Origin of the sequence: Oscillibacter sp. (genome assembly GCF_040505565.1) — a bacterium.
Lineage (GTDB): Bacteria > Bacillota > Clostridia > Oscillospirales > Oscillospiraceae > Oscillibacter.
In genome coordinates this window covers 1-20,173 of sequence record NZ_JBEUWZ010000011.1, presented here as the reverse complement: position 1 = coordinate 20,173, position 20,173 = coordinate 1, and the positions used below count along the sequence as shown (strand labels likewise).

Sequence of the window (20,173 nt, the reverse complement as noted above, 5' to 3'; positions counted from 1 at the left end):
GGTGATAGTAAAATAGGAACAATGACAATTAGTATTGTTCGTATGGTAATGTAGAACGTGGCGAGTGCGGCACAACTCCGAGGAACACCTGAACATGACGTGGGGTCAAAACGTTTGCTGGTTTGATTGGGAAATTACTTTTTTCATTAAGGAAAAAGTAATTATTTTTTTATGCTCACCATCTAAGATAACCCTATCGAATAAGCATTTTAAAACATGCCCTATCAGATTTTCGTCTTGACAACCGTTCGATTTTGAACTATAATTTTACATGTTCAAAATCGAACACTAAGGTGCGTGAGGTAATTACATATGAAAAACAATTTTTGGAACATGCTCAAAGAAGTTGAAAGCGCCTATAATTTTCACCGCAGAAAAGTTATGAGCAAATATTCTCTCTCGGCAATAGAAGTAGATGTTATGTTGTTTCTTGCAAACAACGGCGGCCTTAATACGGCTGCCGATATTGTATCTGTACGAAAAATATCCAAATCTCACGTCTCACTGGCGACAGACGAGCTTTATAAAAAAGGGTACATTTGCAAAAAAGTAGACTCGGCGAATAGAAAGCGGATTTGTTTGTTTATTACTCCAAAGGCCGACGAGGTAGTCCGTTATGGGCAAGAACAACAGGAAGAATTCATGAAAAAGATCGGTGACGGGTTTTCGGAAGATGAGAAAAGGCAGTTCTTCGACTCTTTTGATCGAATCATTGATAATGTCCACCGCTTCTACAACGTGAAGCCGAAAGAATCAACGGACTGATGGAAAGACAAAAGAAACGGAGGACAATTATGGAAAAGGCACATAATGAAGATAAGAGTTTTCTCGGTACAGAACCAATCAGGCCGCTTATGTTTCGCCTTTCTGTACCAGCAATTCTTGCCCAACTGATCAATGTTCTATACAACATTGTGGATCGTATCTACATCGGCCATATGCCAGAGGTTGGCGGGTTGGCGCTTACCGGTCTGGGCGTGTGCACACCGCTCATTATCATCGTGTCGGCTTTCGCCATGCTGGTTGCGATGGGAGGAGCGCCCAATGCTTCCATTGAGATGGGCAAAAAAAACGACGAGGGAGCCGAGCACATTATGGGCAGCTGTGTTGCCTTGCAGCTTGTAATCTCCGCTGTGCTTACCGCAGCCCTGCTAATTTGGAACCGACCCTTGCTTTTAATGTTTGGGGCCAGTGAAAACACCATCGGCTATGCATCCCAGTACATGAACATCTATGCGATTGGTACCGTCTTTGTACAATTAACCTTGGGCATGAATGCATTTATCACGGCGCAGGGTTATGCAAAAGTAAGCATGTACACGGTTTTGATCGGGGCAATCTGTAATATTATCCTTGACCCAATCATGATCTTCGGCATGAACATGGGGGTGCGCGGAGCAGCTCTGGCGACAATCATATCTCAAGGAATCAGTTGCGTGTGGGTAATTCATTTTCTCACTTCCCCGAAAAGCAGCATCAAGCTCCGGATGAAAAATATCAGATTTGACAATGTCCTTCTGTCCTGCGTAGCACTGGGTGCAGCTCCGTTTATAATGCAGGCAAGCGAAAGCATCATTTCTATCTGCTTCAATTCCTCCTTGCTGAAATATGGCGGAGATATTGCCGTGGGTGCCATGACGATTCTGAGCACTGTGATGCAGTTTGCCATGCTGCCGATGCAGGGTTTTGCGCAAGGTGCTCAGCCGATCTCCAGCTACAACTTTGGTGCTCACAATTCAGCTCGTGTCAAGCAGACCTTTCGACTGCTTTTGATCTGTTGCTGTACCTATTCCGTATTGCTGTGGGTTGCCGTGCAGATATTTCCGCAGGTTTTTGCCTCATTATTTACAAATGATACCGCAATGGTGGCGTATACTAAAAGTGCATTACGTATCTACGCCGGTGCCATGTTTATTATGGGCGTTCAGATAGCCTGCCAGATGACCTTTATCTCCCTCGGGAATGCCAAGACTTCAATTTTCGTAGCAGTATTCCGAAAATTTATCATGTTGGTCCCACTCATCTATCTTCTCCCCATGCTGCTACCTGATAAGACAGTAGCCGTGTATCTTGCCGAACCGATTTCAGATACTGCTGCGGTGATCTGTACTGGTATTGTGTTTGCGAAAGAATTCAGAAAAGCGATAAAAAAGTTGGATGAAGGCCCGCACGACAATTGAGATGAATTATGCCGACCTTCAATACTGAAAAAGGAACTGGACTTGGGCTGATCATTGCCAAGGGAGATATACAGCTATTAGATGGTGTTTTTTCACGCGGCGCAATTCGTTTGTTTCGATCAAATTAAAAAAAGCGCTACAAAAAAGCGTGAGTTTGGCGGGTCTATCTTCATGCCTGAATAAGCAATACCGTAACCCTTCAAGCTCACCAGTCTGGAGGGTTTCTATGTCTGCTCAATTTACCATGAATTTCAGGCGACCGCTATTAAGTAGCGGTCGAGCGTGATGCAACGGATCACAATCCGCTACACACCGCTTTTCTAACCGGTAGCTCGTCAAAAAAACCTGTGCTTTTCAAGGAAACAGCGCGGGCAGCAGCACGAACTATCAGAGCAGGTAAAAATGAAATAACTTACAGGGGCGAACCTGTGGGCAACCGTGCTCACAAGTACGTTCCTGTTTTTTTGCTTGCAGTTATATCATGCTGCCGAGTTCCGTCGCTTATTTTTCATTTTCAGATTTCAACAATCACGAGATGGATGACAGACACTATGGCAAAATATCAGAAAATAACGGATTATCAAGCAAAATATCTCGATGTGAGCAAAGGGATCATCGACGTTTTGGAGAAAAACGACCGCCAGATGGAGTACCTGCAGTATGACATCAAGGTCGAACGGCACCGAATCGATTCCACCAGCGGAACTTTACATATCTCCCCAGCCGGGAGGACTCTTATGAACGGCTTTTGGAGGAAAACAATCAGTTTGTCGCCGCTGGCGAGGGTGTGGATGATGCCGCAATCAAGACCGTGATGATCGAAAAAATGCTGATCTGCCTCAAGCAACTCAGCACGGAGGAACAGGAATTGATCACTGCTCTGTTTTTCAAAGGCAAAAGTGAGCATCAGGTGTCCAGAGAAGCTAGTATTCCGCAGCGGACCATTCATGACCGGAAGATAAAGATCCTGGCGAAGTTAAAAAAACTTATGGAAAAGTAAAAATTTTTCTGCTGGCCCCGTGCTCAACGTGGAAATAGGTGAGGGGGCCAACTTCTCAATTCCACAGGCTCATGTATATGCGGATTTGTGACATCATCTCGGATTTTTCTTTGATTTCTCCTAAATTTATTTGAGAATTCGACACTAACGTTGTATAATACGAATATCCAAATTTAGGAGGGTGCCTATGTCTGTTAGCTATAAAAAGCTGTGGAAACTGCTTATCGACCGTGATATAAAAAAGAAGGATCTGTGTGTTTCGGCCGGTATCAGCCCCTCCTCGCTTGCCAAGCTGGGGAAAAGCGAAAATGTCAATACGGATATTCTCGTGAAAATCTGCAACGCGTTAAATTGCGATGTGTCCGATATCATGGAGGTCAAGCCAGTATCCACAGAAAAGGAGGAATCCGAGAATGAAAAGCACAGCTCCTAAGCTGCCCGGAAAGTTCTGCAGGGTGCTCTCCTTTATTCCCTGGATCAATTGGCTTTCCGTGCTTTATATCGGCATCGTGAATACTAACGCACTGCATATTATCTGCGGGATTGTTTATGCGGTTGTAACCTTCGCGGTCCCATCCACAGCGCCGTTCCTTTGGATTGTCGGGATCGTTCAGTATATTTTTGCTTACAGGAGCATCAGAAAGCGGATGGCTTCGGCCGGGGTGTCTTCCGCCAGTCCGCAAGAAAAGGCCAATATCCATTCCCCATCACCGACGGCCCCCGGCTTTTCCGACATGGTGCTCCCGGGGGAGCCGGAGAAAAAACAGGCTGTTCCCGCAAGGCCGCAGTATTCCGCTCCCACAGTTCGGGTTTCAATCCATGATCCGCATGAGAAGTTCTTTGCGGATATGAAAAGGCTTACCCAGAAGGACGGGAAAGCAGTTCCCTTTGTTCCCTTCATGTCTTATTGGCCGACTTACGACAGTATGAACAAAGGCCAACAGGCGTGGTATTTCTACTGGCGTTCCCAGATCCGCCAGGGAAATTACATTGACACGGATCTGTCGTACATTTTCGTGCTGATTTATGAACTGCTCAGCGGAACCGGATGGGAAACCCCGCGGGACGGCTATGAAAAGCTCATGCGGGTTTGGAACGCTTACCGGGAAAGATTCCCCGCGCTGGACCGTTATCTGGCAGATTGGACCTTTGACTTTGCACAACAGTACGAACTCACGGACATTTCGCTTTCGGAAAAGGAGAACCCTCACGCCTCGCCTTCGGCTAAAACGGATCTGATGATTGCCCAACATGCGTCCGAGGTTCCATTGAAGCTCTCTTTTCCCATCATCGACGCGCTGTGCGACTATTCCATCGTCAGCAGCAAGTTCTATAAAGACGGCAATCAGGAACTGATGCGGGAGGCTATCCCTCGGGTTGTGGCTCTTGCCGACGCCGCTCTTCAAAAGAAGACGGGAAAGGGCATCCTGGATACCTATGGTCCGACCCGAGCAAAAAAGCAGGAATACTATGCGTTTGCAAGCGCAGTATGCCCCCAGGCGAATCAAAAAATAGCCTTCACGGTCAAGGGCTATTCCGCTTATCCAAAGCTGCGCGCTTACATCAACGAGCTGGTTCGCTACGGCGAAAACTCGCTGAGGGGTTTGTGTGGATGCCGGGGCCGTCTTCGCGGGATTACGCTGGACCCGGAAACCTCAAAACTAATCGACAGTTTCCTGGCAAAAGAGTATGGCAATCGGCAGAGAACCGATTTGTCAGAGGAAAAGCCCGCAAAGGTGGTTCTCAATTTTGAAAACATTAACACGCTGCGGGAAGAATCGGACGCCGTGCGGGAAGCGCTTTCTGTGGAAGAACCGAAAGGCAAAGCAGAAAAGGCTTTGCTGACCGATGTGAAAGAGGTCTCCTCGATTTATCTGGCACTGTCGCCTGAGTCGCGCGGTCTTCTGGATCGCTTGCAGAAAAGCGCTTGGGAGGCTCCTTCCCAGCCGGGGGACGAAACTCTGATTCAGGAGATCAACCGGCAGTCGGAACGGTATCTGGGGCGTGCGCTTCTGGCCGTGGAAAATGCCGATATTATCGCAGAGGACGATTACCAGGACGAGCTTGCCTATATTTATGAAAATCCGCCTGCGATACCGGCGGAGGAGGCCCGGACAAAACGCTTTGATGAATCTCTCCTGCCGGAAGAATTCCGTGACTTTATGGAAGCGCTCTCGCCGGAGCAGGAAAAGGCTCTATTCGCTGTGACCGCGTCCGTTGACTCGCAGCCGGAACTGGAAAAAATCGCAGAGGAAGCGCTGACCATGCCGCAGATTCTTCTGGACGACATTAATGCGGCGGCCATGCAATATCTGGGGGATATTCTGATTGATACCGCCGAGGAATCGCCGCATATTCTGGACGAATACGCGCCGGCTTTGAAAAAATCAATTGCTTAGGGGGAACGTTATCATGCAGACCGTAAAGATCAGCCGCCGGGAATCCGGCGCGCTTCTCAATTCTCTGATTGCCGGAGTCGTGCCGCGCGTCGGGCTTCGGCACATCGCTGTCGGACGGCAGAAAGAGGTAGGCGCTTTTTTACAGGATTTATCCACCATTGAAGACGGCGGCGCGTCTTTCCGCCTTGTGACCGGCCAGTACGGCAGCGGCAAAAGCTTCCTGCTGCAGATGATCCGCAATAACGCCATGGAACGGAATTTCGTTGTCGTGGACGCGGACCTTTCCCCGGAACGCAGACTGACCGGCACGAAGGGACAGGGCCTTGCAACCTACCGGGAGCTGATGCAACATCTTTCGATTCTGACCCGGCCGGAGGGCGGGGCTCTGGAGGCAATTCTGCAGAAATGGATCAGTTCTCTGCAGGCGACCGTCATTCAGGAAAGCGGCTTGCATCCCGGCGATCCGGGAATGGTTGACGCCGTCAGCGGCAAAATCGCGGCGGTCATGGCGGAGCTTTCCGAAATGGCCTATGGCTTTGCTTTTTCCACGGTGATCGAAGCCTACTGGCGCGCAATGAAAACCGGGCAGGAGGAACAGAAGCAGTCGGCGCTCCGCTGGCTGAGAGGCGAGTACACAACAAAAACGGAAGCGCGGCAGAACCTTTCGGTGGACTGCATCATCGACGACCAGAGCTGGTATGATTTTCTGAAGCTGTTCGCACTGTTCGCGGTAAAGGCGGGCTATCAGGGACTGCTCGTCTTTCTGGACGAGGGCGTCAACCTCTATAAGATTACCAATAAGCAGGCCAGAGACAGCAACTATGAAAAGATCCTGACGATCTTCAACGACACCATGCAAGGCAAAGCTCGGTACATTGGCGTTTTCATGAGCGGAACGCCGCAGTTTGTCTATGACGAACGCAGAGGCTTGTTCAATTATGAAGCACTGCGTTCCCGCCTGGCGGACAATCAGTTCAGTGCAAGCGGCTATACCGATTATTCCGGACCGGTGATCAAGCTCAACCAGCTGACCCCCGAGGAAATCTATCTTCTGCTGGAACGCCTTTGCGAGCTTCACAGCTGCCATTACAATTATACCTGCCCGCTTGGGCAGCGGGAGCTTACCACGTTTCTGAATGCGGTCGTTTCCCGTATGGGAGCGGATCAGCTCCTGACGCCCCGTGAGGTGACAAGGGACTTTCTCGGCCTTTTGAATATCCTCCATCAGAATCCGGAGCTGAGCTTCGATACTTTGGTGAATGAGAAGGGCTTTTCTGTCCAGAGCGCTGAGCAAAACCCGGAGGAAGTGCCGGACAAAGAGGATGAGCTCTTCGCGGAATTTGACATATGAGCGGGACAGCGTTTGAGCGCTACGCGCCGTTTATTCAGGAATACATCTACCGGAAACGCTGGACAGACCTGCGCGAGGTGCAGATGGAGGCCTGCTCCGCAATCCTTGACACAGACGATCACGTCATCATCGCTTCCGGCACGGCGTCGGGCAAGACGGAAGCCGCTTTTTTCCCCATCCTGACCACTCTGTACCATCACCCGTCGAACTCCGTTGGCGTTTTGTACATCGGGCCGCTGAAGGCCCTGATCAACGATCAGTTCGAACGGCTGAGCGGTCTGTTGGAGGACAGCGGTATCCCTGTTTGGCCGTGGCACGGGGATGTTTCGCAGTCCATGAAGCAGCACGCACTGAAAGAAGCACAGGGCGTTTTGCAGATTACGCCGGAATCGCTGGAAGCCCTGCTCATGCTTCGTTCGGCGGAGGCGGCCCGCCTTTTCGGGGATCTGCGGTTTGTTGTCATTGATGAGATTCATGCCTTCATGGGGACGGATCGTGGACTGCAGGTGTTGTGCCTGCTGGCCAGACTGGAGAAAATCGCGGGTTGCCGTCCGAGACGCATCGGCCTGTCCGCTACGCTGAACGACTATGAACCCGCGCTTCGGTATCTGGCGGCTGGGACGAACCGCCATGCACAGGCCGTTGGTATCCGTCATCATGGACGCACGATCTCCCTCTGTGCCGACAGCTTTCTTCTGCCTCACGACCCGGAAGAAGCGGAAAAGGTCATGGTGGAATACAATTCTTTTCTCTATGATAATTGCCATGACAAAAAGTGCCTGATCTTCACAAACAGCAGGGGCAGCGCCGAAAAGGTCATCGCCGACATGAAAGAGATCGCGCGCAAAAGGCAGGAAAAAGACATTTTCTTTGTACATCACGGCAGCGTTTCCGCCGCGCTGCGGCAGGAAGCGGAAGCCGCCCTGCGCGACCGGGAAGGCCCGACCGTCGCCGCAGCCACGCTGACGCTGGAGCTGGGCATCGACATCGGTGATTTGGATTCCACCATACAGATCGGCGCGCCTTACTCCTGCACCAGCTTTGTCCAGCGTCTGGGACGTTCCGGACGGCGCAGCGGAAAATCGCAGATGATGTTTTTGGAGCTGCTGGAGGCGTCGGAGCGGAATGCTTTTGAACAGCTGCCCTGGACGCTTCTGCGGGCGATTGCCATCATTCAACTTTACCTCGAGGAAAGCTGGGTGGAGCCGTTCACCCTGAAGCCGAAGCCGTTCAGCCTTCTTGCGCATCAGACGCTGAGCACTCTGATGACCTACGGAGAGCTCAGCCCACCGGAACTGGCACGGAGCTGCCTGCTTCTTCCCGCCTTCCGGAAGACGATCACACAAGATGAATACAGGCTGATTCTTCGCTATATGATCGCTGAGGATTACCTGCAGCGTGTGGAAAACGGGGCAATTATCGTAGGTATCCGTGGCGAGCGGATTACCAACCATTATTCATTCTACGCTGTTTTTCAGGATGAACAGGCTTACCATGTGCAAAGCAAGGAAGGAGAAATCGGCACTCTGGACACCTGCCCGACGGCTGGAGAGGTTTTCGTTTTGGCCGGACGAACATGGAAAACGCTTGATGTCGATATGGAGCGGAAAATCGTATATGTCGCTCCGGTGAGAAACAACCGGATTCCCAGCTGGAACGGAAGCGGAGGGCATATCCATACCAAGATCATTCAGAGAATGAAAAAAGCTCTGGAAGAAGACGTCTGTTATCCGTACCTGACACCCAGGGCGCAAAAGGTTCTGGAAGCCGCCCGCTCTCTGGCAAGAAAGTCCGGCATGCTGGAAAACAGCATCCTCCCGTGCGGGGAAAATTCCTTCTTCTTTTGCCCATGGGTTGGCTCAAAGACAATGAAAACCATCAAGTGTCTGCTCAGTTGCGGACTCAAGGAGCCGCTTCAGATCTATTCCGTTTTTGGGGGCGACCATTACCTGCAGATCACAAGCGGCTTTTCCGAAACCGAATTGTTCCGGAGAATGGCGGAACTGTGCATTGACATGGACGACCCGGACATGGTTTTGCCGGAGGATCAAATACCACATGTGGATAAATATGACGCCATGATTCCGGGAGAACTGCTTCGCATCGCTTTTTTGCATAACGAGCTGGATATAGAGTCGGCAACTGATGTTTTGAAAGATGTGGAAACCTGCAGTTAGTGCCGAGGTGATAAAAACAATATGAAAACGGCAATTACTCAGAATACCTATGATGAAGTTTCACGCCTGGTGGAATGTGCCTTAAGCGCTGACACAAAAAAGCAGGCGGAACCGTTTACAAAGCGGCTGGAGTTTTTACGTTCCTCCAGCGGATATGGAGGATATTTAAATTGTGTTTTTGGTGACTTAATCTCGTCGACAAAACACGCGTCAGGGAAAGTGGCAGACAAGGAAAGATTGAGCAGCTTCGCACGTACTGATCTTTATAAATTGGAAGGTCAGATCAGTAATGCCACTGATGAAGGAAACGATACATATTAGGACTGGCCATAAAGTCAAAAATGAGAAGCAGTACTGGTGCTGCTTCTCATTTTATAAGAAATTGATTATGGCTTTTTACTCGCCGCACTCGTCATGGTGCTGGTGCTCATGGCATACGCTGCCGGTGGATTTCAGCTCGCCCTTCAGGTAGCGCTCCGCCGCCGTCCTCGCGTCGCCGGAAGCACCGGTCACGACCTCGACATCCCGTTCGTTGAAAATATCCACCGCGCCCTGTCCCATGCCGCCGCTGATAATGACCTTCACGCCCTTATCCGCAAGGAAGTTGGGGAGAAATCCTGGCTTGTGGCCGGGATTGTCCACAGATTCCTCTTTCGTAATCTTGTTGTTCTCCACATCATACAGCATAAAGTTAACACAGTGACCGAAATGCTCCGTCACATTCTTGCCTTCGGCGGCAACTGCAATTCTCATCATCATTTTTTCCTCCGATTCATTTAATTTAGATAATTGTAAAGTCTTAACGCTTCTGTAAATACTAATGGGTATAATCGAAATACCTTATAGATTCAGGTAGATCTTTTTGGATCAGATCTTTCATCTTTTTTGCGAAAGGGCAGGGATAGCCAATTGGGTTGCCGCGCTGAATGCATGAGGCAAACACAATTGTATCGGCACCCCGTTTTACGAGTTCCCGTGCACGTAAAACGGCTTTTTTTCCGGGACATCCTCCACAATTGATAAAGCCGATGATTTCAAGTTCCTCTTCTGTGTTCTCAAATGCACCTTTCTTTTCCCGAATAAACTTAAAATCTGTCGTTCCGGGGCAAAAGTCCTCAGTTTGCATGCATCTGATGATTCCAAGTTTCATACGATACCTCCTTTCTCAAACGGCTCATTTTAAAATACTGGCCAGCAGCTCGCCAGCGGCGTCAAACCAGCTTCCGTCAAACAGCTCGATCATTCCGGCGTCACAGGCGGCAGAGATTTTCGGGTCGATTGGCAGCTTTGCCAGCACTTTCAGGCTGTGCTTTTCGGCAATCTCGTCAACATGACTTTCACCGAAAATATGGTAGTCCTTTCCGTTATCCGGGCACCGGAAATAGGACATGTTTTCTACCAGCCCCAGCACGGGAATTTTCATCATCTCCGCCATTTTCAGCGCTTTGGAGACGATCATGGACACCAGCTCCTGCGGCGAGGTTACGATAACAATGCCGTCCACGGGGATGGACTGGAAAACCGTCAGGGGAACGTCGCCGGTTCCGGGCGGCATATCAATAAAGAGAAAATCCAAATCGCCCCAAATCACATCTGTCCAGAACTGTTTCACGGTATTGCCGAGAATCGGGCCGCGCCAGATTACCGGATCGGTGTCGTTATCCAAAAGCAGATTGACGGACATAATTGCAATGCCGGTTTTGCTCTGCCTGGGGTACAGCCCTAAATCGCTTCCCTCGGCTTTTCCACGGATGCCAAAGGCTTTGGGAATAGACGGCCCTGTCACGTCCGCGTCCAGTACGCCTACCCGGTATCCCAGCCGCTGCATGGTGACCGCCAGCATCGCGCTGACCGAGGATTTTCCGACGCCGCCCTTTCCGCTGACAATGCCGATTACTTTTTCGACATGGCTCAGCTCATTAAGCGCCGCCCGAAAATCATGCTTTTCTTCCTTGCGGTCAGCGCAGTCCTCGCCGCAGTTTCCGCAGTTGTTGTCACAATTTTCACTCATATTCTTCACCTCTTACAGATTAATTTCCAATCGGCTTCCTGCCGATAAGTAGCCGATCTGATTCCCCATCACAGCCTTTAGCCGCAGATAAGCCTCCCGACCGGTACAGTGACAGGTGTAGTACCGCGCGCCGGTTTGCAGAAGCTCCCGCGCCAATGCGTCCACAGACTCCGGTGCTTCGCTTTTCCCGGAACCGCGGCTGTGAAGATGAAAACCGCCGACCACAATGTCGGGAAAGCGCCCGTGATCCGATTCAAACTGCCGGACAATATTGAGAATCCCACGATGGGCGCATCCTGCAATCAGAAGCGCGCGCCCGTTTTGCCAGATCACGAGATTGTGTTCATGGGAAAAATCGTCCGGCAAAAATGCTTCACCCGCTTTCCGGTACAGCTCCGCATTGCCGGAGGGGGCGGGCGTTACCTCCCGAACCACCGAGAACAGCTCCAATTCCTCGTCGATCTTCTGACGCTGCCCGCAGAACACGAAACGTTCATTGGGCAGGAGCGTCGTGTCAAGGCCGATATATGCCTTGTTTCCGTCCGGTCGGTCAGCATAATGCGGCTCAAAGGCCTGCTCCCGCGCGTACACCTTGGCACGGCTGCTTTTATCCAGGAAGGTTTTCAGCCCCCCGCCGTGGTCATAGTGCCCGTGTGATAAAACGGCAGTGTCCACCGCCGAAAGCTCCACGCCCAGCCGGGCAGCATTTTTCGCAAACAGGTCGCTGGCTCCGGTATCAAACAGCAGACGGTGCTTTCCCGTTTCCACATACAGACTTAAACCATGCTCACATCCGAATTCATCCGATGCCGCCGTGTTCTCCGACAGCACTTTGATGATCATGCTGTTTCGCCTCCTTCCAAAGCAGTTCCATCACTTTTTCATAGACACTTCTCACCGCCCGGCCGGAGGGAATGTCCAGCTCCGCGATGTTTTTGCCCCTGTTGATCGCTTTTATCGCCTCTGCATCGAAAGGAATTGTGCCAGCGAACGGGAGGTTTCTCTCGCGGCAAAACGCCCGGATTTCTCCCGTCTTGGCAGGATTGACATCGGCCTTGTTGACACAAACCGCCGTTTTTGTCCGGAAGGTTTCCGCCGTTTTCACAATGCGTTCCATGTCGCTGATGCCGGAGAGGGACGGCTCCGCCACGATTAGCACCATGTCTACGCCGCTGATGGAGGCGATCACCGGGCAGCCGATGCCGGGGGAACCGTCGATCACCGCCAGCTCCACGTCTTCGGCGGCAGAACCCATCCGGCGCTTCACCTCAGTTACCAGCTTTCCCGAGGTGCCGCTGCCCATACTTAGCTTTGCCGTAGAGAAAACATGCATATCACCCCTGTACAGTGCCAGTTCTCCCGCTATGGCAGGCTCCATGAAAACAGCGCCTGCCGGACAGACCGCCGCGCAGACCCCGCAGCCCTCGCAAGCAAAGGGTTTCACCCGAAACGGGGTTCCGGCTTTGATCGCGTCAAAACGGCAATGTGAAAGGCACTCGCCGCAGCCGATACATTTGGCGGTATTAATACGGGCTTTGGGCATTCCAAAGTAGTCGGATCGCTGGGGGGCACTGCTCCAATGGGAAATCAGATGCAGGTTCGGCGCGTCCACATCGCAGTCGGCATAGGCTTTTGCTTTTGAAAGATAAATGAATGCCCCGGCGACGGTGGTTTTCCCCGTGCCTCCCTTACCGCTGAGAATCAGAAGTTGCTTCATGCCGTGCCTCCTTTCCGATCCGCTCCAGCAGGGAGCCAAAGAGTTTCCGGTACCGTTGGTTTTCCCGCGCGGCAATTTTGCCCTCCGAGTTCAGCGCGCCCAGCTCGGGATCAAACGGAATGCGCCCGAGAATGGGGATCTGATGCCCCAGACAGAATGCCTCCGAAGGATTTTCGCCTTCCTGACATTTGTTCAGCACCGCACCGAAGGGCTTATGAAACAACGTCACCAGCTCATAAACCATCGCCAGATTGTGCGCGCCGAACACGGTTGGCTCCGCCACCAGAACACAGAAGTCCGCATCTCGGATACTCTCCATCACGGCGCAGGCGCTGCCGGGCGGGCAGTCGATGAAAACAGGGCTTTCTCCGCCGCTTGGAATTTTCCCCAGCAGGCGCTTAATTACCGGAATGCCGGAGGCTTCCCCAATGTTCAGCCGCCCGGTAAACACGTCTACATGGCCCGATCTGCCAGAGGAAACCGTTCCCACCGCCTTGTCCATCTCCCGGATCGCCCCGGCGGGACAGAGCAGGGCGCACCCGCCGCAGGAATGGCATACCTCGTCAAACAGGATCGGATGACCTCCCACAAAGGCCAGCGCGTGAAACGCGCAGAATTCCACGCATTTACGACATCCGGTGCAAAACTCCGTATCAATTTGGGGGATTTTGACCGCAACGGTTTCTTCCTCTGGCTTCTCAGGTTTGAAAAACAAGTGGCCGTTAGGTTCCTCTACGTCGCAGTCCAGATACACCGCTTCACCGGCTGCTGCCGCGAGATTGACCGACACCAGTGTTTTTCCCGTACCGCCCTTGCCGCTGAGCACCGCGACGGTCAGAGGCTTATCCGCCATGACCGTGAAAGCCCGCGTGGAACTCCGAAAGCGGCGAAAGCTTTCCCTCAATCAGTGCATCAATATTTTTCTTCGCCGTTCCGTCCACGGAGCGGTAAACTTTTATATTTGCGCTGCTTAGTACCTTTTCCGCGTTTTCCCCGCACCGGGGCGTGATTAAAGTATCCGCGCCGCTGTCCGCCAGAAGCTGAGCCGCAGCAATCCCCGCCCCGCCGGAGCTTTCCGCCGCGCTGTTGGGGAGCCATTTGCTCTCATTCGTATTTGTATCATAGAGCAGGAAATACGGCGCGCGTCCAAAAGACGGACATACACCGGATTCCAGCTTCTGCTCATTCATGGGAATCGTGATTTTCATGAGTGTCCTCCGTTTCGTTTTCCATATTTTCAAAGTGCCTGCCGCACCGGTGACGACGGCATCCGGCTCCGCCGCAGCCGTGCCCCTGCCCATCGCAAAGGCGATATTCGCCGCCCTCGATCAACAGCACCTTGCCGTTCACCAGCGATTGCGCCAGCTTTTTTCGAGCGCTGTCGTAAATTCCCTGCACCGTGGTGCGGGAAATATCCATCTGCACCGCGCATTGCTCCTGCGTAAATCCGTCCACATCAATCAGCCGTATAGACTCAAATTCATCGACCGTCATAATAACGGTATCGTTCGACGGAACGTCCAACGGACCAAACCGGCTGCTTTCAGGGAGGCAGCAGACCTTTCTCCACTTTCTTGGTCTTGGCATCGTTTCACCTCGTTTCAAAGCAGAAATGACCGGAGCGTCCCCCGGTTGTTTCTGCTTGCCTTACAGACTTTCCAGCTGCCTGTCAATGTCCGCAAGACGGTTCTTTAGCGTGTTCTTCTGCAACTGAAGAAGTTCTTTGCGATGATTCGCCGTCATTTCCTCATTATTAGCAGAAAACCTCCGAAAGCCGCGGCCAAAGCCTCTCCCGCAGGCCATACCGAGCCCAAGGCCGAGTCTGGCGCCTCGGGCGAGATTTTCAGCCCCGGAGCAGAAGCCAAGTCCTCTTCCGGTCATTTCACCGGCACCCATAGGACCGGTTCCGTTTCTTCCTGGCATTTTGTTCACCTCCTTGTAGTTTCGGACATATGTCGCTTACGAATACTATTATAACCAGTTTCGGGCATATGTCAACAATAAACACGAAAATTTTGAAGCGGGCGGCAGAATTCATGCAATGCACATTACGCTTGTATGGAGAAGTGTAAAAAGAATAACAGTAAAAACCACGCGTTGAATGCGTGTGATATGCACAAGCCCTGAAAAGGCATAGTACTGCTCTGTTTTTCAATGATAGAAGTGAGCATCAGGTGTCCAGAGTAACCGGCGTTCCGCAGCGGACCATTCATGACCGGAAGATAAAAATCCTGGCGAAATTAAAAAAACTTATGGAAAAGTAAAAATTTTTCCGCTCAACCCCCTCGCTCAACGGGTAAGTAAGTGAGGGGGTTTTTCTATTCCCTCGTTGTTCCTTGAAAATTTTATATCCGGCAACATAAATACATGATCTGTCCGGCCGTGATGAGCGGCAGCGACAATGACGGGCGCGCCAAGACTACCTGCGGATGGGTGACAGACATCCGTCAAACCGATGGCATCGAAGGCGACGAGCGGCAAGGCCCGGTTATAAAGCAGCCCGTGGTGGGCTGTTTCGCAATGAAACGGACAGTGCTAACGCTACTTCCGTCCAGCCACAGACTCAAGCAATGGGGACGGCTCGGTGAGAACCACGGAGAGGTGAAATCCCTATGGCGTTTGCTTAACCGGCAAACCGTTTATGTTGCCGCCCTAGCTTCGGGAAGCAGTGCCGAATAGAAGCATTGAAATGAAGAACAAGCAGATTTTTTGATCTTAGAAACTGCGCGGCAGGACAAATGCCCTGCCGCGTCCTTGTGAGATCAAACCGCATTAACAAAGAACGGAGGTAAAATATAAATGGAACAGAAAAAAAGAGCATGGCTGTATTGCCGCATTGACGCGCCGGAGGATGCCCATGGTATGCTGAAGGGCCAACAGAAGGAACTCTATGGCTATGCGGAACAGTTGGGTCTCATCGTTGTCGGTTGTTCCGAAGATTTGGGAAGCGGCCTGAAATATGATCGTCCAGGCCTTATTGAAGTCCAGCATGCCGCCGAGCAAGGGAAAATGAACGCCTTGCTGGTAAAACAACCGACTCGTCTCAGGAAAGACTCGGCTCAAACGCTGGATTTTCTCCGTAAGCTGAAGCAGTTGGATATAAGGCTCTATTCGCCATTAGAAGGTGAAATCAGAATGTCCAAAGATATTGATGCGGTCCATGGGTTTACCCTGGACGTGGAATAGGAGGCTTCGCTATGAAAATAACTCAGCAGGATAAAAAAACAGAATCCATAAAAGTCCAAATAAACGGGATACCTGTCACATTGCTTTTTGCTCCGGAGCCGAACAGAGAAGCAGCTGACTTTATAAAAAAGGCATTGATAAATGCTTATGTAATTAGGACTGCGTAATTTCAAAACATAACTTAAAGGCGGTTTTTTCTAATGCTAATATGCGAAAAACCCAGCTATTTATATAGCTTTCTCCTGCTTTGTGTGAGATAATGTCGTTGGCGAAAAAGCCAACTGCTCCTTGACAATTGAATATATCAAGTGTCCGGTCTCTCACACAAAACACCAATTATATGAGAGGACGGATACAAAATGGCTGAAAGAGTTTATTGTTTATACAGAGTTTCTACTGCCAAACAGGTAGACCACGATGAGCAGAATCAGGCTGATATCCCTATGCAGAGGAAATCATGCCGTGAATTCGCAGAGCGTATGGGTTGGACCATCGTTCGTGAGGAACAGGAAACCGGCGTTTCCGGATATAAGGTCAGCGCAGCGGATCGCGATAAACTTCAACTTATTAAAGAGCATGCGGAAAAAGGTAAATTTGATATCCTGCTGGTATTTATGTTTGACAGACTCGGCAGAAAATCTGACGAAACGCCTTTTGTTGTGGAATGGTTTGTTAAAAAGGGCATCCGGGTATGGAGCGTTAACGAGGGTGAACAACGCTTTGAGTCCCATACGGATCGCTTAACAAACTATATCCGATTCTGGCAGGCCGACGGAGAAAGCCAGAAAACCTCCATAAGAACCAAGACTGCTCTTGGACAGATGGTTCAGGAGGGGCGCTTCCGCGGTGGTACAGCCCCATATGGCTATCACCTTGAGAAAAGCGGTATTCTAAACAAGCGCAAACACGAGGTCAACAAGCTGGTCATTGATGAGGAAGAAGCTGAAGTTGTACGCATGATGTTCAATCTATGCGTATCGGCCGGGTATGGTCGCTGGCGGCTTGCCATGTTCCTTAACGATAAAAGCATCAAAACCCGTAACGGAACCAACTGGCACGATGCTTCTGTAGGCGCAATTCTTCACAACGTAATGTATAAAGGCATTCTTCGCAGCGGATCGACTTACTCCGACCCTTTTCAGGAACTCCAAATCATTGATCCAAGCACTTTTGATCTCGCGCAGAAGCTTATGGCTGAACGCACAAATGAAAAAAATCAGGAAAGGACAGCTCCGCTGAATACTGCGGGTCAATCGCTTCTTTCCGGAAACGTATTCTGTGGGCATTGCGGAGGGCGCCTGGTTCTAACCACCAATGGGAAAGTGGTCAAGCTTGCAAACGGTGAAAGAAAGGGCGTCAAGCGCATTCGCTACGTCTGCTATAACAAGACGCGGCGCCGCCTTGACTGCGATGGTCAAACCGGTTATACTATGCATATTCTTGATGATGCAGTAACTCAGGTACTGCATCAGATTTTCGACCGCATGTCTTCCGCTTCTGACAACGTGATTCTCGGGAGCACAGAAGATCGCCGCATGGCTGAACTGCGGACAGAAGTTAAAAGGGCCAAAGCCGAGAGCAGCAAAGCAACCACGGAGTATGAATCTATAAAAGCCGAAATGGTGAAAGTTGTTCTTGGAAAAAGCAATATGCCCAAAGATGTTCTGACCGAGGTTGTAAATGAGTGCCGCGATAAGGTCATAGCCACCAGCGAACGGTTGACTGCGTTAACAACTGAGTTGGAACGTGGCAATGCAAGGGTCAGCGAAATGAAGTCTGAGCTTTCTCGCATCCGCACGTGGTCGGAGATTTTCGATGACAGCGATATGGAAGTCAAGAAGATGATTGCGAACTACATCATCAAGAGGGTTAACGTATTCAAAGGCTATAAACTGGATATTGAGCTGAACCTAAATGTGCAGCAGTTTTTAAATGGTCTTGATAGCATCAGCGACGATAAGGAATCGCGCCCTGCGGTGGCGTCGTAAAACGCTACGATTCAAATAAACTCTCTACAGCTGAGTAAATATATCCATATAAGTGGGGTTGGGTTTTGTGGTGGTGCATACCCGATACTTCGGGAGAGCGCTTGACTGGCAGTCAAGAGGTCAGCGGTTCGATCCCGCTATTCTCCACCATCATTCAAGAGAGTGCAATGAAAACTCGTTTCTGAAAAGAAACGAGTTTTTGCTTTATGCGGCAATCGAAATAATATCCATGCCGAGACTGAATTGTTCAAAGTCAATGTTGAAGTCGATATGTAGCTTCTAATTTCGGTATACGTCTATCCGCTTGATCAGACAGTTGACGATCATTGCATATTCGGCAACACTTGAACACCGCGCCGGGAGACTTGCCGCGAGAAGTCGGAGGAATTAAACTCTCGTTATAGAAATACCGGGAGGCACGGCAATGAGGAGGACGGACGTGGAAAGGACAAAAGAGATACTCAGACTACATGATGAGCTCGGGCTGAGCCAGCGGGAGATCGCCGCGGCAACGGGCTGCTCGCTTGGGACAGTGTCCAGTACTCTGTCGAAGGCGAAAGTGGCTGACATCACATATCCGGTTGAGATGACGGCAAAGCAGTTGGGCTCGGTCCTGTATCCGCCAAAGGACGGGACCGGCAAAGAAAAACATTCCGAGCCGGACCTGAAGAATATTTACCGCGAAATGCAGCGCAAGGGCGTGACGCTGCTTTGGGAGGAGTACAAGACAGCCCACCCGGACGGGCTCATGTACACACAGTTTTGCCAGTGGTACCGGGATTTTCGGAAGCAGAACGACGTTTATATGCGTAAGCAACACAAAGCCGGCGAACGGCTGGAAACAGACTGGGCCGGACTGACGCTGTCATACGGCGAGGGACAGAAAGCGTACTTCTTCGTGGCGGCCCTGCCGGCCAGCGCGTGCCTGTATGTGGAGCCGTTCCGAGACATGGAAATCCACGTCCCTCGCGAGAGGGACGACGCATCGGATCACGACCGCAGTGGCTACACGGGAATTTCAATCCACGTCCCTCGCGAGAGGGACGACCGCTATGCATGCTCTATGTCACTCTCAAAGAGTATTTCAATCCACGTCCCTCGCGAGAGGGACGACTCGGCGGAGGAATTACGGTAGCAAAAACTGTTAAGGATTTCAATCCACGTCCCTCGCGAGAGGGACGACGGCGGTACCACGCGCAAGACTCGTTTTTCTCATAGTTATTTCAATCCACGTCCCTCGCGAGAGGGACGACAAGATGGTTGGAGCCTGACGGCTTACTATTGCTTATTTCAATCCACGTCCCTCGCGAGAGGGACGACGTTTCCAAGGCATTTAAGTCTGTCCACCCGAGAGGATTTCAATCCACGTCCCTCGCGAGAGGGACGACGTTACGTTCAGCTCCGCCGGTACGGTATGCTGCATTTCAATCCACGTCCCTCGCGAGAGGGACGACAGAACATACCCATTTGGTTTTGCAGGATAAAATCATTTCAATCCACGTCCCTCGCGAGAGGGACGACAGGCTATCAGGATCAATGCCGCTCATTTCAGCCAATTTCAATCCACGTCCCTCGCGAGAGGGACGACGAGCACCGGCTACGGCAACGCAGGTTATCAGTGAATTTCAATCCACGTCCCTCGCGAGAGGGACGACAACAGGCCAGCAACAGCAATTAAAGAAAGATAAATTTCAATCCACGTCCCTCGCGAGAGGGACGACATCACAAGCTGGGCCTTTGGGATGTTGTACTTCTTATTTCAATCCACGTCCCTCGCGAGAGGGACGACAGAACTACTCGGCGCAGGTCCTGAAAGCCAACATATTTCAATCCACGTCCCTCGCGAGAGGGACGACGGAGATTTTGCAGAGATCGGGGAGGAAGACGGGATTTCAATCCACGTCCCTCGCGAGAGGGACGACTATCTGCTTCTTCATGAAGCAAAAAGTTTGGATATTTCAATCCACGTCCCTCGCGAGAGGGACGACCAAACGGTCAGCTTGAAGCCTTGATTGCTGAGTTATTTCAATCCACGTCCCTCGCGAGAGGGACGACTCTGATTCGGTAACGCCATATTCAACCAGAGGTATTTCAATCCACGTCCCTCGTGAGAGGGACGACACAAGCGCGGGAAACGGCGGCTTGACTTATGGCATTTCAATCC

General features: G+C 51.1%; 21 protein-coding genes, 1 pseudogene and 1 CRISPR repeat array. Of the genes and pseudogenes, 13 read left to right on the top strand and 9 right to left on the bottom strand.

What is annotated here, in order from left to right:
* Positions 1–312: 312 nt before the first annotated feature.
* The 9 genes from ABWQ15_RS05020 to ABWQ15_RS04980 all read left to right on the top strand — a co-directional run bounded on the left by ABWQ15_RS05020 (position 313) and on the right by ABWQ15_RS04980 (position 9,428).
* Positions 313–765: a MarR family winged helix-turn-helix transcriptional regulator gene (locus tag ABWQ15_RS05020; RefSeq protein ID WP_353907731.1), complete on the top strand. Its 453-nt coding sequence runs from the start codon at positions 313–315 to the stop codon at positions 763–765.
* A 29-nt stretch (positions 766–794) separates the two neighbouring features.
* Positions 795–2,180, top strand: coding sequence for an MATE family efflux transporter (locus tag ABWQ15_RS05015; protein ID WP_353907730.1), 1,386 nt, complete (start codon positions 795–797; stop codon positions 2,178–2,180).
* A 551-nt stretch (positions 2,181–2,731) separates the two neighbouring features.
* Positions 2,732–2,995, top strand: a complete 264-nt coding sequence (locus ABWQ15_RS05010) for a hypothetical protein (RefSeq protein ID WP_353907729.1) — start codon at positions 2,732–2,734, stop codon at positions 2,993–2,995.
* The gene (locus tag ABWQ15_RS05005) at positions 2,968–3,180 is read left to right on the top strand and encodes a sigma factor-like helix-turn-helix DNA-binding protein (protein ID WP_353907728.1); all 213 of its coding nucleotides are present in this window, start codon (positions 2,968–2,970) and stop codon (positions 3,178–3,180) included. Before ABWQ15_RS05010 ends, ABWQ15_RS05005 begins: the two co-directional genes overlap by 28 nt.
* A gap of 187 nt (positions 3,181–3,367) precedes the next feature.
* On the top strand, positions 3,368–3,613 hold the full coding sequence (locus ABWQ15_RS05000; RefSeq protein WP_187035190.1) for a helix-turn-helix domain-containing protein: 246 nt from the start codon (positions 3,368–3,370) through the stop codon (positions 3,611–3,613).
* Complete coding sequence (locus ABWQ15_RS04995) at positions 3,594–5,579, top strand: TerB N-terminal domain-containing protein (RefSeq protein ID WP_353907727.1); 1,986 nt, start codon at positions 3,594–3,596, stop codon at positions 5,577–5,579. The genes ABWQ15_RS05000 and ABWQ15_RS04995 overlap by 20 nt, the downstream gene beginning before the upstream one ends.
* A 13-nt stretch (positions 5,580–5,592) precedes the next feature.
* A complete protein-coding gene (locus tag ABWQ15_RS04990; protein WP_353907726.1) occupies positions 5,593–6,930 on the top strand; it encodes an ATP-binding protein in 1,338 nt (445 codons plus the stop codon).
* Positions 6,927–9,107: a DEAD/DEAH box helicase gene (locus tag ABWQ15_RS04985; RefSeq protein ID WP_353907725.1), complete on the top strand. Its 2,181-nt coding sequence runs from the start codon at positions 6,927–6,929 to the stop codon at positions 9,105–9,107. The genes ABWQ15_RS04990 and ABWQ15_RS04985 overlap by 4 nt, the downstream gene beginning before the upstream one ends.
* Positions 9,108–9,128: 21 nt before the next feature.
* Positions 9,129–9,428 carry a hypothetical protein gene (locus tag ABWQ15_RS04980; RefSeq protein ID WP_353907724.1) on the top strand — a complete coding sequence of 100 codons (300 nt, stop codon included), beginning with the start codon at positions 9,129–9,131 and terminating at the stop codon, positions 9,426–9,428.
* Positions 9,429–9,503: 75 nt separating this feature from the next.
* Here ABWQ15_RS04980 and ABWQ15_RS04975 read toward each other — a convergent pair whose 3' ends face one another.
* The 9 genes from ABWQ15_RS04975 to ABWQ15_RS04935 form a co-directional block, all read right to left on the bottom strand.
* Positions 9,504–9,863, bottom strand: coding sequence for a NifB/NifX family molybdenum-iron cluster-binding protein (locus ABWQ15_RS04975; RefSeq protein WP_353907830.1), 360 nt, complete (start codon positions 9,861–9,863; stop codon positions 9,504–9,506).
* A 61-nt stretch (positions 9,864–9,924) separates the two neighbouring features.
* Positions 9,925–10,257 (bottom strand): CGGC domain-containing protein, encoded by a 333-nt coding sequence (locus tag ABWQ15_RS04970; RefSeq protein ID WP_275717858.1) that lies wholly within the window; start codon positions 10,255–10,257, stop codon positions 9,925–9,927.
* Positions 10,258–10,281: 24 nt separating this feature from the next.
* On the bottom strand, positions 10,282–11,118 hold the full coding sequence (locus tag ABWQ15_RS04965) for a P-loop NTPase (protein ID WP_353907723.1): 837 nt from the start codon (positions 11,116–11,118) through the stop codon (positions 10,282–10,284).
* Between the two features lie 12 nt (positions 11,119–11,130).
* Positions 11,131–11,961, bottom strand: coding sequence for an MBL fold metallo-hydrolase (locus ABWQ15_RS04960; protein WP_353907722.1), 831 nt, complete (start codon positions 11,959–11,961; stop codon positions 11,131–11,133).
* Positions 11,918–12,835, bottom strand: a complete 918-nt coding sequence (locus tag ABWQ15_RS04955; RefSeq protein WP_353907721.1) for an ATP-binding protein — start codon at positions 12,833–12,835, stop codon at positions 11,918–11,920. The genes ABWQ15_RS04960 and ABWQ15_RS04955 overlap by 44 nt, the downstream gene beginning before the upstream one ends.
* Positions 12,807–13,688 (bottom strand): nucleotide-binding protein, encoded by an 882-nt coding sequence (locus tag ABWQ15_RS04950; RefSeq protein ID WP_353907720.1) that lies wholly within the window; start codon positions 13,686–13,688, stop codon positions 12,807–12,809. The genes ABWQ15_RS04955 and ABWQ15_RS04950 overlap by 29 nt, the downstream gene beginning before the upstream one ends.
* The gene (locus ABWQ15_RS04945; RefSeq protein ID WP_353907719.1) at positions 13,678–14,043 is read right to left on the bottom strand and encodes a NifB/NifX family molybdenum-iron cluster-binding protein; all 366 of its coding nucleotides are present in this window, start codon (positions 14,041–14,043) and stop codon (positions 13,678–13,680) included. Before ABWQ15_RS04945 ends, ABWQ15_RS04950 begins: the two co-directional genes overlap by 11 nt.
* On the bottom strand, positions 14,018–14,422 hold the full coding sequence (locus tag ABWQ15_RS04940) for a DUF134 domain-containing protein (protein WP_353907718.1): 405 nt from the start codon (positions 14,420–14,422) through the stop codon (positions 14,018–14,020). The genes ABWQ15_RS04945 and ABWQ15_RS04940 overlap by 26 nt, the downstream gene beginning before the upstream one ends.
* 60 nt (positions 14,423–14,482) lie before the next feature.
* Positions 14,483–14,758, bottom strand: coding sequence for a DUF5320 domain-containing protein (locus ABWQ15_RS04935; RefSeq protein ID WP_353907717.1), 276 nt, complete (start codon positions 14,756–14,758; stop codon positions 14,483–14,485).
* Between the two features lie 876 nt (positions 14,759–15,634).
* On the opposite strand from ABWQ15_RS04935, the gene ABWQ15_RS04925 reads away from it, so the two are divergent.
* From ABWQ15_RS04925 to ABWQ15_RS04910, 4 genes and pseudogenes are all read left to right on the top strand, one after another.
* Complete coding sequence (locus ABWQ15_RS04925) at positions 15,635–16,021, top strand: recombinase family protein (RefSeq protein WP_353907716.1); 387 nt, start codon at positions 15,635–15,637, stop codon at positions 16,019–16,021.
* 11 nt (positions 16,022–16,032) lie between these two features.
* On the top strand, positions 16,033–16,188 hold the full coding sequence (locus ABWQ15_RS04920; protein WP_353907715.1) for a hypothetical protein: 156 nt from the start codon (positions 16,033–16,035) through the stop codon (positions 16,186–16,188).
* Positions 16,189–16,380: 192 nt separating this feature from the next.
* A complete protein-coding gene (locus tag ABWQ15_RS04915; protein ID WP_353907714.1) occupies positions 16,381–18,009 on the top strand; it encodes a recombinase family protein in 1,629 nt (542 codons plus the stop codon).
* Positions 18,010–18,433: 424 nt separating this feature from the next.
* A pseudogene (locus tag ABWQ15_RS04910) lies at positions 18,434–18,556 on the top strand (sigma factor-like helix-turn-helix DNA-binding protein); the annotation flags it as partial.
* A 402-nt stretch (positions 18,557–18,958) separates the two neighbouring features.
* A CRISPR array of direct repeats spans positions 18,959–20,130; the repeat unit is 33 nt; unit sequence ATTTCAATCCACGTCCCTCGCGAGAGGGACGAC.
* Positions 20,131–20,173: the final 43 nt, after the last annotated feature.

Excerpts from the sequence above, each read along its gene's own strand:
- ABWQ15_RS05020 (WP_353907731.1), top strand. The coding sequence starts at position 313 with ATGAAAAACAATTTTTGGAACATGCTCAAAGAAGTTGAAAGCGCCTAT.
- ABWQ15_RS05015 (WP_353907730.1), top strand. The coding sequence starts at position 795 with ATGGAAAAGGCACATAATGAAGATAAGAGTTTTCTCGGTACAGAACCA.
- ABWQ15_RS05010 (WP_353907729.1), top strand. The coding sequence starts at position 2,732 with ATGGCAAAATATCAGAAAATAACGGATTATCAAGCAAAATATCTCGAT.
- ABWQ15_RS05000 (WP_187035190.1), top strand. The coding sequence starts at position 3,368 with ATGTCTGTTAGCTATAAAAAGCTGTGGAAACTGCTTATCGACCGTGAT.
- ABWQ15_RS04995 (WP_353907727.1), top strand. The coding sequence starts at position 3,594 with ATGAAAAGCACAGCTCCTAAGCTGCCCGGAAAGTTCTGCAGGGTGCTC.
- ABWQ15_RS04990 (WP_353907726.1), top strand. The coding sequence starts at position 5,593 with ATGCAGACCGTAAAGATCAGCCGCCGGGAATCCGGCGCGCTTCTCAAT.
- ABWQ15_RS04985 (WP_353907725.1), top strand. The coding sequence starts at position 6,927 with ATGAGCGGGACAGCGTTTGAGCGCTACGCGCCGTTTATTCAGGAATAC.
- ABWQ15_RS04980 (WP_353907724.1), top strand. The coding sequence starts at position 9,129 with ATGAAAACGGCAATTACTCAGAATACCTATGATGAAGTTTCACGCCTG.
- ABWQ15_RS04975 (WP_353907830.1), bottom strand. The coding sequence starts at position 9,863 with ATGATGAGAATTGCAGTTGCCGCCGAAGGCAAGAATGTGACGGAGCAT.
- ABWQ15_RS04970 (WP_275717858.1), bottom strand. The coding sequence starts at position 10,257 with ATGAAACTTGGAATCATCAGATGCATGCAAACTGAGGACTTTTGCCCC.
- ABWQ15_RS04965 (WP_353907723.1), bottom strand. The coding sequence starts at position 11,118 with ATGAGTGAAAATTGTGACAACAACTGCGGAAACTGCGGCGAGGACTGC.
- ABWQ15_RS04960 (WP_353907722.1), bottom strand. The coding sequence starts at position 11,961 with ATGATCATCAAAGTGCTGTCGGAGAACACGGCGGCATCGGATGAATTC.
- ABWQ15_RS04955 (WP_353907721.1), bottom strand. The coding sequence starts at position 12,835 with ATGAAGCAACTTCTGATTCTCAGCGGTAAGGGAGGCACGGGGAAAACC.
- ABWQ15_RS04950 (WP_353907720.1), bottom strand. The coding sequence starts at position 13,688 with ATGGCGGATAAGCCTCTGACCGTCGCGGTGCTCAGCGGCAAGGGCGGT.
- ABWQ15_RS04945 (WP_353907719.1), bottom strand. The coding sequence starts at position 14,043 with ATGAAAATCACGATTCCCATGAATGAGCAGAAGCTGGAATCCGGTGTA.
- ABWQ15_RS04940 (WP_353907718.1), bottom strand. The coding sequence starts at position 14,422 with ATGCCAAGACCAAGAAAGTGGAGAAAGGTCTGCTGCCTCCCTGAAAGC.
- ABWQ15_RS04935 (WP_353907717.1), bottom strand. The coding sequence starts at position 14,758 with ATGCCAGGAAGAAACGGAACCGGTCCTATGGGTGCCGGTGAAATGACC.
- ABWQ15_RS04925 (WP_353907716.1), top strand. The coding sequence starts at position 15,635 with ATGGAACAGAAAAAAAGAGCATGGCTGTATTGCCGCATTGACGCGCCG.
- ABWQ15_RS04920 (WP_353907715.1), top strand. The coding sequence starts at position 16,033 with ATGAAAATAACTCAGCAGGATAAAAAAACAGAATCCATAAAAGTCCAA.
- ABWQ15_RS04915 (WP_353907714.1), top strand. The coding sequence starts at position 16,381 with ATGGCTGAAAGAGTTTATTGTTTATACAGAGTTTCTACTGCCAAACAG.